Below are 16799 nucleotides of genomic sequence, written 5' to 3' on the forward strand. Positions count from 1 at the left end.
AGGGGAAATAATGGGCGTATCGGCCGAATCACTGAAAGAACAACGGCAAAATCCGGCTTCCACTGAAAGCTCACTGGACGTGATCGACAGGCGACTGCTGGAACTCCTTCAGGAGGAAGGCCGCATCACCCTGAGCGAACTCGGCCGCCGCGTTTCGCTGAGTCCGGCGGCCGTCGGCGAGCGGGTCAAACGGCTCGAAGCCGACGGCACGATCACCGGCTACGCGGCGCTCGTCTCGCCGTCCGGCGTCGGCCTCGGACTGCGGGCGTTCGTGCGGATGGCGCCGCACAGCGGGTTCACCGTCCGGCATCCGCGTACGCGGAAGCTCATGGACCGCCCCGAAATCCTCGAACTGCACCATGTGGTCGGGGAGGACTGCTGGATCCTCAAGATCGCCGTCCGCGACACCACGCACCTGGAAGACCTCCTCGAAGACCTGTCCACGCTGGGCGCCACGACGACGTCCATCGTGATGTCCAGTCCGATCGAACGACGGGTCCTGCTGCCCTTGTGATCTGTCACAAGAAGAGGCAGTCAAGTCTGGTTTTTGTCCTGGTTCTCGCCATTGGTTTGTGACGGATGATGACTCGCATCACATACTGACGAGTAACCGGAGGCAGGGATGCGGGTTCGGGTCACCAACGGCGGTGCCACGAAGATCAGAAGGATCCTCACCACGCTTGTCGCGGCTTTGACGTTGACGGTCGCCGCCCCCGCGGTGGCGGACGCCGCGACGACGAGCGGCTGGAACGACTGGTCGTGCCGTCCGAGTGCGAAGCATCCCGAGCCTGTCGTGCTGGTGCACGGTCTCGGCGGCAACGCGACGACCAACTGGTTCTATCACGCGCCGAAGCTCAAGAACGCCGGTTACTGCGTCTACTCGCTGACCTACGGCGCCACTGTCCTGGGTGGACAGTTGTTCGGCGGGCTCGGCTCCATGCGGAAAAGTGCCGTCGAACTCGACGCGTTCGTCGACCGCGTGCGTTCGAGCACCGGCACGGACAAGGTCGACATCGTCGGGCATTCCGAGGGTACGACGATGCCCGCGTACTACCTCAAATTCGGGGGTGGCGCGGAAAAGGTGAAGCATTTCGTCGGCTTCGGTTCGAACTTCGAGGGCACGTCGCTCAACGGCCTTTCCGAGCTGGCCAGGGCCGTCCTTTCGGTGCCCGGCATCGACCTGCTCGCCGACGGGGTGTGCGGGGCGTGCCGGGAATACCTCGCGCCGTCGGCCTTCCTCGACGATCTCGCCCGTGGCGGCGTGAGCGTGCCGGGGCCGACCTATACGAGCATCGTCAGCCGCCACGATCGAGTGGTCACGCCGTACACCAGCGGTGTGCTGGGCGAACCGGGCACGACCGACATCGTGCTGCAGGACCGGTGCGCGACGGATCTGCCCGGTCACCTGAGCCAGGCGATCGACCCGAACGTGACGGGCCTGATCCTCAAAGCGCTCGATCCGGCGAACGCGCCCGCGCCGGCGTGCGTGCCGTTCTTCGCGCCGCTGTAGACCTCAGGGTCTGGTCGCGTGCACCACGAACACCGACCGGGTCCGGTCCGGCGTTGCGACGTCCAGGCGGTTGACCGTCACCTCGGTGAACCCCGCTTCGGAGGCCAGTTCCGCCGCCTCGTCCTCGGTTTCCGGCAGCTTCAAGTCAGTGGGGACGATGGCGGCGAACGCCGCCGAGGGCCGGAACGCCGACGCCAGTGGCAGGCTGAAGCCCACCCGGCCGCCGGGGCGCAGCACCCGCAGCCAGTCGCGGAGCGCGGCCGCGCCGAGGAAATGCAGCGAAGACGCGCACAGCACGACGTCCGCGCCTTCGTCCTCGACCGGCGACGGAACCGCCGAGGCGACCTGCCAGGTGATGCGCTTGCCGGGATCGTGGGTCGCCGCCTTCGCCTCGGCCTGGGCGATCATGCCCGGTGAGATGTCGATCGCGAGGACCTCACCCGGCTCCAGGCGCAGCGCGGCGAACGCGGCCACGCCGGTGCCGGTCGCGACGTCGAGAACGCGTTCGGGAGCCGTGCGGCCGAGGCCGTCGACGAGCGCGTCGGCGACGAGGCCGTGAAAGGTGTCTTCGTCGTAGTGCGCGGCGATACCGTCGAAGAGACCGGCCGCGATTTCCTCGCTCACGGCCTCGACCTTATCGGGCAACCGGCGTCGTCCGGCGAAACCCAGGTCGGCGCGGTGATACCAGCACAGCTCCGGGTCGCCTTCGAGCCAGCAGAGCAGGACGTCGACGCCGTCGAGGTCGGCGGGGAAGTCGATCAGGAGCGGAGCGAACCCCTTCAGCTCCGCGCCGGTCCGCTGGACGGTGGTCATCAGATCGTCCAGCCGGGCCTGCGCGGCCTTCCACTCCGGCATCCCGCCGAGCGCGGTCTCGCGGCCGCCCGGGCGCAGGGACGCGGCGAGCTCGGCCGCGTCGGCACGCAGGCGGACGAGCTCGTCGAGCACGGGGCGTAGCCGGGCGAGTTCGGCGCGGGCTTCAGGAACGGTGAACAATCCCATGCGCCGATGGTCCCAGTCCGCTCAGCGGCGGCGCCGGGCGAGTCTCGCCGCGAGGCCCGCGCCGATCAGGAGGAACCCCGTCCCGAGCAGTCCGCCGATGAACAGCCAGCTCGTGACGCCGTAGGTGACATCGTTCTGTGGCAGGTACTTCACCAGCCGGAAGCCCCATTCGGGCACCGCGGCGGCGGCCACGCCGGGTGCGACGCCCCAGACGAGGCCGCCGACGATCGGGCCGGTCGCCGAGAGCGCGCCGAGCAACCCGACCGCGAGCAGCAGGATCCCGCCGCCCACCAGCAGACCGATGCCGAAGACGTCACGCTGGGTGCTGAGGGTCGCCTGGACGAGCATCTGCTGCCGCAGGCCGCCCCAGGCCAGCAGGCCGAGGGCGACCGGCGTCAGGATCAGGCCGCCGGCGCCGCTGAGCACCCGGCGCACGCCGCGGCCGGCACGGCTGTCTTCGGCGACCACGTCGTCGTCGAAGGGCTCGTACGGTTCGTACGACTCGACGTCCTCGTAAGGCCTGCGAGGGTCCTTGGGCTGCTGGTCGTACTCGCCGTACTCCTGGTAGTCCTCGTCGTCGTACTCCGCGACGTACCGGTGCGATGACATGGGCGGGCCACCTCCCTTAACCGGACTACGGATGCCAGGCCCGCCCGGTTCACATCGATCTCGCCCGGGAGCGCGTTTAGCCCGCTAAACGCGCTCCGGGGCGGCGGCGGGTGAGGGTGCCGACCAGGCCCGCCCCGACGAGCAGGACCCCGCTTCCGAGCAGGGAACCCATCACCAGCCAGGTCGCCAGGCCGACGCCGAGTTCACGGCCGCCGATGTCGTACATGAGGCCCAGGAGATCCGAGGAGCCGGCGAGAGCGGTCAGTCCGGGCAGCACGCCCCACATCACGCCGCCGATGACCGGACCGAGCCCGGACAGCGCCCCGAGGAGTGCGACGCCCAGCAGGAGAAGGGCGCCGAACAGCAGCAGGATCAGTCCCATGGGGTCCTCGCCGACGCTGTAGGCCTGCGCGAACACGCGCTGCAGCCGCGAGCCGCCGTAGATCACCATGCCGAGCGCGACCGGCGTGAGCAGCACGCCGCCGAGCGCGCTGATCACCCGAGGCACCGCGCGGCTGCTTTGCTTAGGCTGGAGGTAAGGCTCCGGCGCCGGCTGCTGCTCGTGGGGCGGCACGGCGTAGGGGTTGGTGGACATGGAGACCGCCTTTTCCGAGGACCGGGAGAGAAGTGCGGTTCGATGATGTCGCGGTTTCGCGGGTCCCGTGACGGCCGGATGGCCGTCGTCCGACCGGGTGACGTCGGCCACATCGGCCTCGTGGAGACTTGATGCCGACCACTACTGGAACCATCCAGGACCGCTAAGCAGTACGCTTGTACCGCTACCGGAGATTTCAGAAGAAGAACGCGAAGATCCGCGGAAGGAGCACCGCTGCTCATGGCCAAGATCAAGGTCCAGGGCACCGTCGTCGAGCTCGACGGCGATGAGATGACCCGCATCATTTGGCAGTTCATCAAGGACAGGCTGATCCACCCGTACCTGGACGTGAACCTGGAGTACTACGACCTGGGCATCGAGGAGCGGGACCGCACCGACGACCAGGTCACCGTCGACTCCGCCAACGCGATCAAGAAGCACGGCGTCGGCGTCAAGTGCGCCACGATCACGCCGGACGAGGCGCGTGTCGAAGAGTTCGGCCTGAAGAAGATGTGGCTCTCGCCCAACGGCACGATCCGCAACATCCTCGGCGGCGTGATCTTCCGTGAGCCGATCGTCATCCAGAACATCCCGCGCCTGGTGCCCGGCTGGACCAAGCCGATCATCATCGGCCGCCACGCGCACGGTGACCAGTACAAGGCGACCAACTTCAAGGTCCCGGGTCCCGGCACGCTGACCATCAGCTACACCCCGGACGACGGCTCCGAGCCGATGGAGTTCGAGGTCGCGAAGTTCCCCGAGGGCGGCGGCGTCGCCATGGGGATGTACAACTACCGCAAGTCCATCGAGGACTTCGCGCGCGCCTCGCTGCAGTACGGCCTCGACCGCGAGTACCCGGTCTACATGTCGACCAAGAACACCATCCTGAAGGCCTACGACGGCATGTTCAAGGACGTGTTCGAGGAGATCTACCAGGCCGAGTTCAAGGCCGACTTCGACGCCAAGGGCATCTCTTACGAGCACCGCCTGATCGACGACATGGTCGCCGCCGCGATGAAGTGGGAGGGCGGCTACGTCTGGGCGTGCAAGAACTACGACGGTGACGTGCAGTCCGACACGGTCGCGCAGGGCTTCGGCTCACTGGGCCTGATGACGTCGGTGCTGCGCACCCCGGACGGCAAGACCGTCGAGGCCGAGGCCGCGCACGGCACGGTGACCAGGCACTACCGCCAGCACCAGCAGGGCAAGCCGACCTCGACCAACCCGATCGCGTCCATCTACGCGTGGACCCGTGGCCTCGAGCACCGCGGCAAGCTGGACTCGAACCCGGAGCTGATCGGGTTCGCGAACAAGCTGGAGCAGGTCGTCGTCGAGACCGTCGAGAGCGGCAAGATGACCAAGGACCTCGCGCTGCTGATCAGCAAGGACCAGCCGTTCCAGACCACCGAGGAGTTCCTCGCGACGCTGGACGAGAACCTGGCCAAGAAGATCAGCCAGGGCTGAGTCTCTCGCTAAGTACGTGAAGGCCCCCTTCATTGCGCTAGACGTCAATGCCAGGAACTTAAGGGCAGCGGCTTGGCTTGTTTCTGGTGCGCTTGCCCAGCTCGGGAAGCTTCCCCGGTCGTAACGGCCCGATGCGAGCGACAGTCGGCCGCCGACAAGGTGTGGGAAGTCCGTGAAGGCCTCCTTGCCTACCTTGAAGGTAGGTAAGGAGGCCTTCACGGACTTAAGGATACGGTCAAACAGTAGCTAAACAGACATTTCTACTTGACTTGTGTCCCTTGTGGACGATGGGGAACGGCGGGTGCCACCCCTTAAATCCCTGGCATTGGCGCTAGATGCGGTGAAGGGGGCCTTCACGTACCTCGGCCCGGCGTGTGACGGTGGGTAGTACACGCGCCGTCCGGTTGGCGCCTCCGGGTGGTTGGCATTCCGGGATCTGGGCGACCGCCCCGGCTTCTGCCACTCTGTTCGAGGAAGAAAACGATTCCCTTGTTCGAGGAGTGACCACCATGGCCATCTCGAAACCGGTTTTGTTCGCCGGCGGCGGACTGGCGTTGATCGTCATCGTCGCCATCTCGGGTCAGGACAGGGAGTCAAGCGCATCGAGCCCGACCGGTTGCCAGGTCGTGGTGACGGCCGACGTGCTCAACGCCCGCGACACCCCCGGCGGTCAGAAGATCGTCGGCAAGTACGTCAAGGACGCGAAGATCGACGCCCAGCCGGTGGTCGAGAACGGCTTCCGCAAGATCGCCGAGGGCAAGTGGGTCTCCGCCCAATACGCGACCCCGGTCGAAGGCTCCAAGTGCGGCCCGTGACCCCGCCCAGATCGCGTTCAGCCCGTTAAAGGCGACCCGCCCGCCAGATCGCGTTCAGCCCGCTAAAGGCGACTTGGTGCGGTCCTGCGCAGATCGCGTTCAGCCCGCTAAACGCAGGTGGGTGCCCTCTTCGGCCGCCAGTACCTCGCCACTGAACTCCCTCCGTGCCTCGGCCACCGAGACCTCGCGGTCGGAGCCGGGCCAGAAGTGGGTCAGCAGCAGCCTTCGGGCGCCTCCGCGTTCGGCCCAGTGCCCGGCCTCGCCCGCCGTCGACACCAGCCGCGGCGTCTCGGCGGGAGAGGGCCCCTGCAGGGTGGCGTCGGCGATGAGCAGGTCGGCGTCACGCCCCAGCTCCGCCAAGGCCGGGCTTGGCCCGCTGTCGCCGGTGTAGGCGACGGTGAGCCCGGGCGCCGTCAGCCGGACGCCGTAGTTCGGCACGTGATGCGGCAGCAGGAACGTGGTCATCCGGAACGGCCCGATCTCGCGCGGCGGGCCGAGTTCGAACACGTCGAAGATCGTCGTCGGATGCGGTCGTGGCTCCAGCACCTCCAGCCGCCGGACCGTGCCCGGTGTGCAGTGCAGCGGGATCCTCGGCTCATCAGGCAGGCCGTAGGCGCGGGCCCGGCCGAGCGCGCTCACGTCCGCGCAATGGTCGGGATGCTCGTGCGTCACCACCACCGCGTCGACCCGGCCCTCGGGGCAGTGCTGGAACAGCCTCGACGCGGCGCCGTAGCCGAGGTCCAGCACGATCCGGAAACCTTCGTGGACCAGGAGGAAGCCGGCGCAGGCACGGCCCGGTTCAGGCCAGGCGCCGCAGCTGCCCAGCACGGTCAGCTCGCTCATGCGCGCAGTTTCGCAGAACGAACGCCCTGACGGTTCTGTCGGACCCTCCGGGTAGCGTGCGAAGGGTGCTGACCGTCTCCACTGTGAATGTCAACGGCCTCCGTGCCGCCGCGAAAAAGGGCTTCGTCGAGTGGCTCGGCTCCACCAAAGCCGATGTCGTCGCCTGCCAGGAGGTCCGGGCCGAGCTCAAGGAGCTCCCGGCCGGTGCCGCCGCGCCCGAAGGCTGGCACGTGGTGCACGCGCCGTCGGCGCAGAAGGGGCGCAACGGCGTCATGCTCTTCAGCCGGGCCGAGCCGGACGAGGTCCGCATCGGGTTCGGCGAGCCCGAATTCGAGGACAGCGGCCGCTACGCCGAGATCCACCTGCCGAACGTGGTGGTCGCCAGCCTGTACCTGCCCAGCGGTGACGTCGGAACCCCGCGCCAGGACGAAAAGGAGCGCTTCATGGCAGCGTTCCTGCCGTATCTCGTCGACCTGCGAGCCAAGTCCGAGGCCGACGGCCGCGAGGTCGTCGTCGTGGGCGACTGGAACATCGCCTACGACAGGATCGACCTGAAGAACTGGCGCGGGAACCAGAAGAGCTCGGGCTTCCTCCCGGAGGAGCGGGAGTGGCTCGGCCGCGTGTTCAGCGAGGCCGGTTATGTCGACGTCCAGCGCAAACTCGACCCGGAAGGCCCTGGCCCGTACACCTGGTGGTCGTACCGCGGGAAGGCGTTCGACAACGACACGGGCTGGCGTATCGACTGCCAGATCGCCACCCCCGGCCTTGCCGAGCGGTGCACCTCGGTCGTCGTCGAGCGGGCCGTGTCCTATGACCAGCGGTGGTCCGACCACGCGCCGGTGACGGCGACCTACTCGGGCTGAGCAGGCACCCGGTGATTCCGGAGCACGGCCATTCGCCGTGACCTCCGGGATCCGGTCACGCACAATCAGGAACAGGAGGTGGCGGTCATGCACGAGTCGATCGAACTCAAGAAGCACGAGATCGAGCAGCTGTGCCGGGCACACTCAGTGCGCCGCCTCGAGCTGTTCGGCTCAGCCGTGAGTGACAGGTTCGACCTGGGGTCCAGTGACGTCGACGTGCTTGTCGAGTTCGATGCCGGGCCGGGGTTCGACTACTTCGGTACCTACTTCGAACTGAAGGAAGGCCTCGAGCCTGTCCTGGGTCGTCCTGTTGACCGTTGCAAGACGCGTAGGTCCGACCATGCGCCGGTGACGCCGATCTGCTCCGGATAGGCTGCAAGCCGGGAGAACCGGGGGTCGCGATGGAGACGAGCGAAGCCAGGCGTATCGAGGCGACGAACGCCGAGCGCTACCAGATGTCCGGCCAGTACGGGTGGGAGTTCAGCCCGGACGCGCCGAACCTGCTCGAACGCTGGACGGTGCTGCCGTTCAACCAGCGCGGCGACAAGCGGATGGCGTTCGGCGCGCTGAGCGGCGCGTACAACGGGCTTCGATTCAGCGTTTTCGACTACCACCGCCGCCCGACGGTCACGAGCGTGCACACGCGGTGGACCAACAAGAAGGTCAACGAGCTCGAAACGATCTCGATCGACTCGGTCTGGGCGGTCACCCTGCCCGCGCCGATGCCGAACTTCCAGATCGTGTCGAGCATCGAATCCGCTTGGGACGTCGAGCAGTATCCCGAACCCGCCACCGCGGACCGGAAGTTCAACCGCTGGTACAAGCTGATCGACACCGATCCGAACGTCGCGGTCCAGATACTGACACCGCAGGTCGCCGCCACGATGCGGTCGTTGAAGCTGCACACCTGGTCGCTGGCGGGGGCGGAACTGGTCTACGTCGAGAATCCGACGTTCGGCCGGACCAAACCGGATGACGTGCTTTCGACGCTCGGCAGGCTCGCGCAACTGGTGCCGTTGCTGCCTTTCCATCTCGGTGGCGCGCAGCCCGCCGCGCCGCAACCGCAGTCCCAGTACCCGCCCCAGCCGCAGCAGTATCCGGCCCAGCCGTATCCGCCGCAGAATCCCGGGTATCCGCAGCACTATCCGCCCCCGCCGCAGTACGGCCAGCCGCCGTATCCGCCGCAGCAGCCGGGATATCCGCCACCCCAGTACCCGCCGCAGCCGTATCCGCAGCCCGGATACCCTCCGCAACCCGGGTCGTACGGGCCTCCGCCTGGTTACCCGCCGCGCGGCTACTGACGGTTCTTCGCGCTCTCTGTCCACACTGGACTTTCGACGAAGTGGTTGTCGAACTTTTCCTGGCTGTCCAAGAGATCCTGGACGGTCGCTTCGCCGTGGCCGACCTTCTCCAGCAGCCTGAAGTAGTCGAACCGTTCGACACCGGGGACGAACACGATCAGCACGTCCGCCGATGAGCCCGTCGCCGCGCGGAAAGCGTGCGTCGTCAGCGGCGGGACGACGAGCATGTCGCCCTCGGAAACGGTGACGATCTCTTCTCCCACAAGGACTTCCATCCTTCCGCCGAGCATGAAGAACAGCTCGGAGGATCCGGTGTGGTAGTGCGGCGCCGCACCGTCGGCGCCGACCCCCAGCCGTGTTCTCGCGCTGCTCATGACGCCACCCGTGGTCGAGACGTCGGCGAGCAGGGTGACGAAGTTCGGGGCGGCGCCGACGGTTTCGGCTTCGGCGGCGCGGACGAGGACGGCTTCGCGGGTTTCGCTGCGCTGAGTCATACCGCGATAGTTCCATCGCTGATAGTTCGCTGTCAAACTATCTCCCGTCGAATAGACTGTCGTCGTGAGTGAAGAACGAAACGCCGACGCGATCGACGCGGTGGTCGGCGCATGGCGGCGGGAACGGCCGGACCTGGATCTGACCGCCATCGGGGTCGCCGGGCGCCTCGGCCGCGCGGTGCTGCTGACGACGCCGATGGTGGAGGCCGTGTTCGCGAAACACGGGTTGAAACAAGGAGAGTTCGACGTGCTCGCGGCGCTCAGGCGGTCCGGGAAGCCGTACACGCTGATCCCGTCCGAGCTGTCCGCGACGCTGATGATGTCCAGGGCCGGGATGACCAGCCGGATCGACAGGCTGGAATCGGCGGGACTGGTCGAGCGCGCGCTCGATCCGGAGGACCGGCGCAGCTTCCGGGTCACGCTGACCGAGCGCGGCTACGAAGTCGTCGACGCCGCGATGACCGAGCACACCGCGAACGTCACGAAGCTGCTCGCGCCGCTCGGCGAGGACATCGGCGTGCTGGACGCTTCACTGCGCCGGCTGCTGATGTCCCTCGAAAACTGAAGGGGCCCTTCGCCGCGGGTGACGCGGCGAAGAGCCCCTTAGCTCCCTGGATGGATCAGCAGTACAGGTTGCCGCCGGGGTCGACGCCGAGGATGCCGGTGAACTGCTGGTACTTGCTCACGCGGCTCTGCACCTGGCCTGGGTTTCCGCCGTTGCACTCGAGACTCCCGTTGATGCTGCGGATCGTCTCGCCGAAGCCGCGGCTGGTGACCATCGCGTCGTGCGGGGTCATCGTGCCTGGGCCGCTCTGAGTCATCCAGTACCAGATACCGGTCTTCCAGGCGACCGCCGCGTCGTTCTGCACCAGCCACGGGTTGGTCAGCAGCGGCAGGCCCAGCGCGTCACCGGCGGCTTTGTAGTTGAAGTTCCAGCTCAGCTGGATCGGACCGCGGCCGTAGTAGGCGGCGTTGCCCGCCGGGCAGCCGTAGGGCTGGGTCGTGTCGCAATAGTGCGGGTAGTTGGACGTGTCCTGTTCGACGACGTGGACCAGGCCGCCGGTCTCGTGGCTGACGTTCGCCAGGAAGGCGGCCGCTTCCTGCTTCTTGACGGTGTCGCTGCCGATGCCCGCGAAGGCGGGGTACGCGCTCAGGGCGGTGACCAGGCCGTTGTAGGTGTAGAACGAGTTCCGGCTCGGGAACATCTGGTTGAACTGGGCTTCGCTGACCACGAAGCCGGACGGGTTCGGTGGGTTGGTCGTACCGCCGCCGCAGGCGCCCTGATCGGCCCATACCTGCGCCGTTCCCGGCGTTTCGTTCTGTGTCCACCACTTCGCGGACCAGTTGTGCCCGTTGTGGGAGGCGGTGTTGCCGCCCCAATAGACCGAGCTCGCGTTCCACGGCGCCACGCAGTCCGCCGCGGCGGCGGACTGGGCCGGAACGACCACGGCGACCGTGGTGGCGGCGAAGGTGGCGGCGACCGCCACGAGAATGCGTCGAAGAGACATCGGTGGCTCCTTCGTACGAGGGGACCATGCAGGGATAATGGTCTATACCTTTTAAGGGGTATGGCCAACAGGTATAGACCATTGCGCGCAAGAAACCAACCGGCGAAAGCCGGATCGTGCCTGTTCGGCCGCATAATGACGGCGAAGCGGTCCAAGCAGTCCGGTTTCGGCGGAACCGCTTCCGTCCGCGGCACACTTTGAGGAGAGGGGTGCTCGAAAGACCCCCCTTGTGAGGGGCTACTCTCGTGCCCCGAGTTGATCAGAACCGACAGGTCTTGACACGCTCGGTAGTTTTTTGACCAGCAACCTGGAAATGCTCACTCGTTCGGGTTAGCGTTCCGGTTCGGCAATGTCACGTCACGGGAGGCACTCCGGTGCGGAACCCAGTTCATCTCCTGATGCGGTCGGCTCTGCCCGCGGCCAGGGCCGCGGCGGTCGTCGCGATCCCTGTCGCGCTGCTCGTCGCGGGCGCTGTCCCGGCGTCGGCGGCGGAGTCGACGACGCGCTCGGAGATGGCGTTCGGTCTGTTGGGCCCGGTCGGCCTGATCGCCGTCGCCCTCGGCATCGTCGGTATGGCCTTCGGGGTCTTGCGTCAGCGCCGGAAGGCGCGCGCCGCCGCCGTGGGTGTCGCCACCCCGGTCCAGCCCGTCGGCCAGGACGTCACCGCGATGGCCGAGGCAGTGCTCGCCGAGGACGACGGCCTCGCCCGCCCGCAGCGCCCCTGACCTGCACCTTCTCGGCTCAGATCGCGTTTAGCCCGCTAAAGGCGAGTCGGGTGGTGGGCGGAGCGGATCGCGATTAGCCCGCTAAAGGCGACTTGCCGGATTTCTTGGGTAGGTACACCTAGTCCGGCCCGGATTGTTTAGCGGCGCGCTGATCGCCACGCTCAGGTCCATGACGGTGACGCGGCGTCGCAGCCGGCCCGGTGATCCTTTCCCCCGTGCCCTGGACCTGGCGATCACGGAGAGCGGTCTCGGTCTCGACCGGATCCGCCACCGGCTCGCCCAGCAGGGTGTCCGGGTCAGTGTCGCGACCTTGAGCTACTGGCGAACAGGAAGAAGCCGCCCCGAGCGGTGCGACTCCCTGAAGGCGGTCGCGCTGCTGGAGCGGCTCTTCGAACTTCCGCGCGGATCCTTGCTGAACCGGCTGGGCCCGCGTCGCCCCCGGGGGCGGTGGGGCGACGCGGGAACCGGATCAGACTCCGGCGTTGGTGCGGATCCAGCTACGGAAGTAGGGGACGTCGACGTAGATGGACGGCCCGGTCGCGCAGGTGCTGCTGTTGTTCCCGGCGCGGCTCGTGGCGCCGACCAGCTGCCAGACACCGTTGACCTGCTTGATCTGCGGGCCGCCGGAGTCGCCGTAGCAGGCGCCCGAGTTCCCGTTGGGGTTGTTGGTGCAGATCTCGCTGGCGCCGCTGATGCCGAGGCACCGGCTGTCGGCGACGATCGAGGTGTTCAGCTCCTGCAGGGTGATCGGGGCACCGCAGCCACCCTGCGGGGCGCAGGTCTGGCCCCAGCCGATGATCCGCGTCGCGGTGCCGACGGCCCCGGACGTGTCGGCGATCGTGACCGGCGCCTGCGAAACCGCCGTCGAGAGGCGCAGCAGCGCCAGGTCGGCGCTCGGGTGGGCGATCCGCTGGGCCACGCGGGCCACGGTGCCGCCGCTGGTGCGGTTCGTGGTGCCGACGCGTACCTGGTACGGCGTGCCGCAGTGCTTCGCGGTGACCACCCAAATCGAGCTGATCAGTGAGCCACCACACTGGTGACCGCCGGAGCTCGACTGCTGCGACACCATGAACGAGTAGACCTGGGTCGCGTTGCCGCCGCCGACGATGTTCGGCTGGACGCCGCCGGTGGGCTCGGTCGCGGTCGCGACGCCGGGGAGCGAGAACACGGCCGCGGCCGCGATGGCCAAGCCCATCAGCAGGGATCGTGCCTTCATCTGGGTTCTCCTTCGGTGTGGCCGGAAGATCCGGTGCCATGAACGCTAGGAACCGGGCTCCTCGCTCAGAACCGTCGGAAGTATGTGGCGTTTAACCGTTTAGACCGTTCGGCCGGGGTGACCTCCGGTGACCCGCCACGGCGCGGCCTGACAGAATCCGGGCGTGTCCGACGAACTGAAGCGCCCGCGGGTGCTCTCCGGGATCCAGCCGACCGCCGACTCGTTCCACCTGGGCAACTACCTGGGTGCGCTGCGGCAATGGGTGCGGCTGCAGGACACGCACGAGACCTTCTACATGGTCGTCGACCTGCACGCGATCACCGTCGAGCAGGACCCGAAGGTGCTGCGCGACCGTACTCGGCGCTCGGCGGCGCAGCTGCTCGCGCTCGGCGTCGACCCGGCCCGCAGCGCGCTGTTCGTCCAGAGCCAGGTGCCCGAGCACGCCCAGCTGAGCTGGGTGCTGGAATGCCAGACCGGCTTCGGCGAAGCGAGCCGGATGACCCAGTTCAAGGACAAGGCCGCGAAGCAGGGCACGGATCGCGCCAGCGTCGGCCTGTTCACCTACCCGGTCCTGCAGGCCGCGGACATCCTGCTGTACCAGGCGAACGAGGTCCCCGTCGGTGAGGACCAGCGGCAGCACCTGGAGCTGACGCGCAATCTCGCGCAGCGGTTCAACAACCGCTACGGCAAGACGTTCACCGTGCCGGAACCGCATATCGTCAAGGACACGGCGAAGATCTACGACCTGCAGGACCCGACCGCGAAGATGAGCAAGTCCTCCTCGACCGGCAACGGCCTCATCGAACTGCTCGAAGACCCCAAGAAGTCGGCGAAGAAGGTGCGCTCGGCGGTCACCGACACCGGCCGCGAGATCGTCTTCGACGCCGAGAACAAGCCGGGCGTCTCGAACCTGCTGACGATCCTCTCCGCGTTGACCGACCAGCCGATCGCCGAACTCCAGACCTCGTACGAGGGCAAGGGCTACGGCGATCTGAAGAAGGGCGTCGCCGAGGCGTTCGTCGAATGGGTCACGCCCGTTCAGGCACGCGTCCAGTCCTATCTGGACGACGTCGCCGAGCTCGACAAGGTGCTGGCCCTCGGTGCGCAACGGGCCAGGGAAGTCGCTTCGGTGACGTTGCGGAACGTCTACGCGAACATCGGGTTCCTGCCCCCGGCGGGCTAGCTCGCGTTGCGGGCCGCTCTGGGCGTGGTTAGCGTCTACTGGTGGCGAAAGATGACGGCGTGAAGCCGGAAGAGGACAAGCTGTTACCCCGTCTCCGGCGAAAGTACGGCTGGCTCGATCACCTCATCCGGGCGAACGACGCCTTCACCGAGCGCTACGGCAACCACTACGCCGCCGCGATCACCTACTTCAGCGTGCTTTCGGTGATCCCGATCTTGATGGTCGCCTTCGCGGTCATCAAGATCGTGCTCGCCGGCGACCAGACGGTGACGAACCAGCTCGTCGACGGCATCAAGAAGTCGGTGCCGGAGGGGCTGAGCGATCTGGTCGGCAGCATCATCAAGGCGGCGCTGGACTCCGGCGGCGGTATCGGGATCTTCGGTCTGCTGCTCGCGCTGTACTCCGGTGTCGGCTGGATGTCGAACCTGCGTGACGCGCTGACCGCCCAATGGGGCCAGGAAAAGCAGAAGCTCCCGCTGGTCTCGACGACGATCAAGGATCTGCTGTCCCTCGTCGGACTCGGCGTCGCGCTGGTGGTCTCGTTCGGTCTCACCGCGGCGGGCAGCGGGGTCGGACGGTTCCTGCTCGAACTCGTCGGCCTGGAAAACCAGGGCTGGGCCGTGTTCCTGCTGAAGGTCGCGACGATTCTGCTCGGCCTCCTCGCGAACACGCTGGTGTTCCTGTGGGTCATCGCGAGGTTGCCGCGTGAGCACGTCGCGCTGCGCAGTGCCGTCAAGGGCGCGGTGTTCGCCGCCGTCGGTTTCATCGTGCTTCAGCAGGCCGCGACGTTCTACCTCGGCAGCGTCACGAAATCGCCGGCGTTCGCGTTGTTCGGCCCGGTGATCGGTCTGCTCGTGTTCGCGAACCTGGTTTCGCGGTTCCTGCTGTTCGTCACCGCGTGGACGGCGACCGCGAAGGAGAACATGTCGACGGTCATCGAGCCACCGGCCCCCGTGGCCATTCACCCGAGGGTGACCGTGCAGCAGGGGCCGGGCCTCGGTGCCGTCGGCGGCGCTTTCGCGACCGGCGCGCTGTTGGGCTGGCTGGGCCGCCGAAAGTCCTGACCGGGGCCGCTACTTGCTCGCCATGGCCTTTTTGCGCTGATGGCCGACGACGAACGACGCCACGATGATCAGGAAGACGACCAGCGTGATGATCCAGCCGATCGTCCCGAACGGGTCTTCGGCCGCGACCGCGGCACCGCTGTTCGACGCGCCGTCGGCGTTGGGTGCGGCCTTGGCGACGCCGGTGTCCACGGTCTCCGCCGGTTTGTAGTCGATCCGCCCGACCGATTCGGCCTTGTCCTGGCGCAACGCGATGCCGTAGTCGAGGAGCTTCGCGGCCTGCTCGGTGACCCGGGTCGGGCGCTGCTCCGCGCGAAGCATCACGACGGCGACACGGTGGCCGTTCTGGAGCGCGCCGCCGACGTAGGTGTGGCGCGCGTCGTCCGTGAAGCCGGTCTTCCCGCCGAGGAATCCGGGATAGGAACCGAGCAGCTTGTTGTCGTTGTAGATCGTGATGGCCGGTTTCCCCGCCGTCGGCGGGATTTCGAACGACTTGGTCTTGACCACCTGCGCGAATTCCGGCTGCCTCATCCCATAGTGGAAGATCAGGCTCATGTCGTAGGCCGAGGTCGTCATGCCGGGCCCGTCGAGCCCGGACGGCGTCGCGGCCCGCGTGTCCGTGGCGCCGATGCGGGCGGCCAGCGCGTTCATCTTCCCGACGGTGACGTCGACACCGCCCAGCACGGTGGAGAGCGCGTGCGCCGCGTCGTTGCCGGAGTGCATCAGCAGCCCGTGCAGCAGTTGGTCCACTGTGTACTGACCGCCGGCGGCGATGCCGACGCAGGTGCACTCCTGCTCGGCGTCCTCCTTGGTCGGGACGACGACCTTGCGCGGTGGTAGTTCGGTGACCACGACCAGCGCGAGCAGGGTCTTGATCAGGGAAGCGGGTCGCTGACGGGCGTGCGGATCCTTCGCCGCGATGATGTCGCCGGTTTCGAGGTCCTGCAGTACCCACGACGCGGCGGTGGTCCCCTCGGGCGGGTTCAGCGCGCGTTTGGGGAGCACGAGCCCGCATTCGGCCATCCGCTCGCCGCCGACCGGGGCGGGTGGGACCGGCAACGGCGCCGGAACGGCCTCGCCGGGGCGCGGCTTCTCGGAGGTGTCGACGGGCGGCGGTGGCACCGACTTGTTCGCGCACGGCTGCGCCTGGTCTGGAGGCTTCGGGGCGGCTGTGGCCACCGGCGTCACCGCGAGGGCGAGCACACCGGAGACGAGGACCAGGAGCGACCGGGAGATAGCGCTGTGCACCCGAGCAATGTAGCGTCGCGGCGCCCGCTGCATACTCAGGGGCATGCGCATTTCGCGAGGTACTTCGATGTTCCTGCTGGGTTTCGGCGTGTGGTCGTGGATCATCTGGATCACGTTCGCCAAGAATCTCTGGGACAGCGACCGCGCCTGGGCCGCCGACGGCTCGCCCACCGCCTACTTCATCGTGCACGCGGTGCTGACGGTCGTCTCGTTCGTGCTCGGCACCATCATCGGCCTGATCGGTCTGCGCACGCTTCGTGGCGCCAAGTCACGGGACGCGGAAAAGGCTGACGCCTGATCAGGTTTGCCGTCCTTTTGACGGTGGCGGGCCCGGCGTCGGCTCCTTAACGTTCACTCCACCG

The 16799-nt window shown here is 67.4% G+C and carries 20 protein-coding genes; 12 read left to right on the forward strand and 8 right to left on the reverse strand.

All coding sequences use genetic code 11. The annotated features are described in order from the left end of the window. Window positions 1–79 precede the first annotated feature (79 nt). A complete protein-coding gene (locus tag ACZ7KI_RS04235; protein ID WP_410604526.1) occupies window positions 80–514 on the forward strand; it encodes an Lrp/AsnC family transcriptional regulator in 435 nt (144 codons plus the stop codon). A gap of 108 nt (window positions 515–622) precedes the next feature. Further along, window positions 623–1510: an esterase/lipase family protein gene (locus ACZ7KI_RS04240; RefSeq protein WP_470271745.1), complete on the forward strand. Its 888-nt coding sequence runs from the start codon at window positions 623–625 to the stop codon at window positions 1508–1510. Between the two features lie 3 nt (window positions 1511–1513). Here ACZ7KI_RS04240 and ACZ7KI_RS04245 read toward each other — a convergent pair whose 3' ends face one another. From ACZ7KI_RS04245 to ACZ7KI_RS04255, 3 genes are all read right to left on the reverse strand, one after another. Next, the gene (locus tag ACZ7KI_RS04245) at window positions 1514–2509 is read right to left on the reverse strand and encodes a DUF2203 family protein (protein WP_470271746.1); all 996 of its coding nucleotides are present in this window, start codon (window positions 2507–2509) and stop codon (window positions 1514–1516) included. Window positions 2510–2530: 21 nt separating this feature from the next. Next, window positions 2531–3118: a hypothetical protein gene (locus ACZ7KI_RS04250; RefSeq protein WP_470271747.1), complete on the reverse strand. Its 588-nt coding sequence runs from the start codon at window positions 3116–3118 to the stop codon at window positions 2531–2533. Between the two features lie 76 nt (window positions 3119–3194). Further along, entirely contained in the window at window positions 3195–3713 is a 519-nt protein-coding gene (locus ACZ7KI_RS04255) for a hypothetical protein (protein ID WP_470271748.1), read from the reverse strand. A 240-nt stretch (window positions 3714–3953) separates the two neighbouring features. On the opposite strand from ACZ7KI_RS04255, the gene ACZ7KI_RS04260 reads away from it, so the two are divergent. Both ACZ7KI_RS04260 and ACZ7KI_RS04265 read left to right on the forward strand, forming a co-directional pair. Continuing rightward, window positions 3954–5177: an NADP-dependent isocitrate dehydrogenase gene (locus tag ACZ7KI_RS04260; RefSeq protein ID WP_061983438.1), complete on the forward strand. Its 1224-nt coding sequence runs from the start codon at window positions 3954–3956 to the stop codon at window positions 5175–5177. Window positions 5178–5686: 509 nt separating this feature from the next. Continuing rightward, window positions 5687–5992: a hypothetical protein gene (locus ACZ7KI_RS04265; RefSeq protein ID WP_082857811.1), complete on the forward strand. Its 306-nt coding sequence runs from the start codon at window positions 5687–5689 to the stop codon at window positions 5990–5992. A gap of 99 nt (window positions 5993–6091) precedes the next feature. Here ACZ7KI_RS04265 and ACZ7KI_RS04270 read toward each other — a convergent pair whose 3' ends face one another. Beyond that, window positions 6092–6835, reverse strand: a complete 744-nt coding sequence (locus ACZ7KI_RS04270; protein WP_470271749.1) for an MBL fold metallo-hydrolase — start codon at window positions 6833–6835, stop codon at window positions 6092–6094. 56 nt (window positions 6836–6891) lie between these two features. Between ACZ7KI_RS04270 and ACZ7KI_RS04275 the strand changes: the two genes are divergently transcribed. From ACZ7KI_RS04275 to ACZ7KI_RS04285, 3 genes are all read left to right on the forward strand, one after another. Further along, on the forward strand, window positions 6892–7698 hold the full coding sequence (locus ACZ7KI_RS04275; protein ID WP_470271750.1) for an exodeoxyribonuclease III: 807 nt from the start codon (window positions 6892–6894) through the stop codon (window positions 7696–7698). Between the two features lie 87 nt (window positions 7699–7785). Next, entirely contained in the window at window positions 7786–8070 is a 285-nt protein-coding gene (locus tag ACZ7KI_RS04280) for a nucleotidyltransferase family protein (RefSeq protein WP_470271751.1), read from the forward strand. Window positions 8071–8099: 29 nt separating this feature from the next. Continuing rightward, on the forward strand, window positions 8100–8999 hold the full coding sequence (locus ACZ7KI_RS04285; RefSeq protein ID WP_470271752.1) for a hypothetical protein: 900 nt from the start codon (window positions 8100–8102) through the stop codon (window positions 8997–8999). Here the strand turns inward: ACZ7KI_RS04285 and ACZ7KI_RS04290 are convergent. Further along, a complete protein-coding gene (locus tag ACZ7KI_RS04290; protein WP_470271753.1) occupies window positions 8993–9493 on the reverse strand; it encodes a cupin domain-containing protein in 501 nt (166 codons plus the stop codon). The two genes, ACZ7KI_RS04285 and ACZ7KI_RS04290, sit on opposite strands and share 7 nt — an antisense overlap. A 64-nt stretch (window positions 9494–9557) precedes the next feature. Between ACZ7KI_RS04290 and ACZ7KI_RS04295 the strand changes: the two genes are divergently transcribed. Further along, window positions 9558–10058: a MarR family winged helix-turn-helix transcriptional regulator gene (locus tag ACZ7KI_RS04295; protein WP_470271754.1), complete on the forward strand. Its 501-nt coding sequence runs from the start codon at window positions 9558–9560 to the stop codon at window positions 10056–10058. 55 nt (window positions 10059–10113) lie between these two features. On the opposite strand, the gene ACZ7KI_RS04300 is transcribed toward ACZ7KI_RS04295, so the two are convergent. Continuing rightward, a complete protein-coding gene (locus ACZ7KI_RS04300; RefSeq protein WP_470271755.1) occupies window positions 10114–11001 on the reverse strand; it encodes a glycoside hydrolase family 19 protein in 888 nt (295 codons plus the stop codon). A 398-nt stretch (window positions 11002–11399) separates the two neighbouring features. Between ACZ7KI_RS04300 and ACZ7KI_RS04305 the strand changes: the two genes are divergently transcribed. Further along, window positions 11400–11726 carry a hypothetical protein gene (locus tag ACZ7KI_RS04305; protein ID WP_470271849.1) on the forward strand — a complete coding sequence of 109 codons (327 nt, stop codon included), beginning with the start codon at window positions 11400–11402 and terminating at the stop codon, window positions 11724–11726. Between the two features lie 469 nt (window positions 11727–12195). Here ACZ7KI_RS04305 and ACZ7KI_RS04310 read toward each other — a convergent pair whose 3' ends face one another. After that, window positions 12196–12942 carry a S1 family peptidase gene (locus ACZ7KI_RS04310; RefSeq protein ID WP_470271756.1) on the reverse strand — a complete coding sequence of 249 codons (747 nt, stop codon included), beginning with the start codon at window positions 12940–12942 and terminating at the stop codon, window positions 12196–12198. A gap of 163 nt (window positions 12943–13105) precedes the next feature. Here ACZ7KI_RS04310 and trpS point away from each other — a divergent pair, with 163 nt between their 5' ends. Both trpS and ACZ7KI_RS04320 read left to right on the forward strand, forming a co-directional pair. After that, window positions 13106–14125, forward strand: a complete 1020-nt coding sequence (gene trpS, locus ACZ7KI_RS04315; protein WP_465500953.1) for a tryptophan--tRNA ligase — start codon at window positions 13106–13108, stop codon at window positions 14123–14125. A gap of 41 nt (window positions 14126–14166) precedes the next feature. Then, on the forward strand, window positions 14167–15189 hold the full coding sequence (locus ACZ7KI_RS04320; protein WP_470271757.1) for a YhjD/YihY/BrkB family envelope integrity protein: 1023 nt from the start codon (window positions 14167–14169) through the stop codon (window positions 15187–15189). 9 nt (window positions 15190–15198) lie between these two features. On the opposite strand, the gene ACZ7KI_RS04325 is transcribed toward ACZ7KI_RS04320, so the two are convergent. Continuing rightward, on the reverse strand, window positions 15199–16437 hold the full coding sequence (locus ACZ7KI_RS04325; protein WP_470271758.1) for a D-alanyl-D-alanine carboxypeptidase family protein: 1239 nt from the start codon (window positions 16435–16437) through the stop codon (window positions 15199–15201). A 43-nt stretch (window positions 16438–16480) separates the two neighbouring features. Here ACZ7KI_RS04325 and ACZ7KI_RS04330 point away from each other — a divergent pair, with 43 nt between their 5' ends. Beyond that, window positions 16481–16735 (forward strand): SCO4848 family membrane protein, encoded by a 255-nt coding sequence (locus ACZ7KI_RS04330; protein WP_026467335.1) that lies wholly within the window; start codon window positions 16481–16483, stop codon window positions 16733–16735. Window positions 16736–16799: the final 64 nt, after the last annotated feature.

Source organism: Amycolatopsis sp. NPDC039088, from assembly GCF_055598845.1.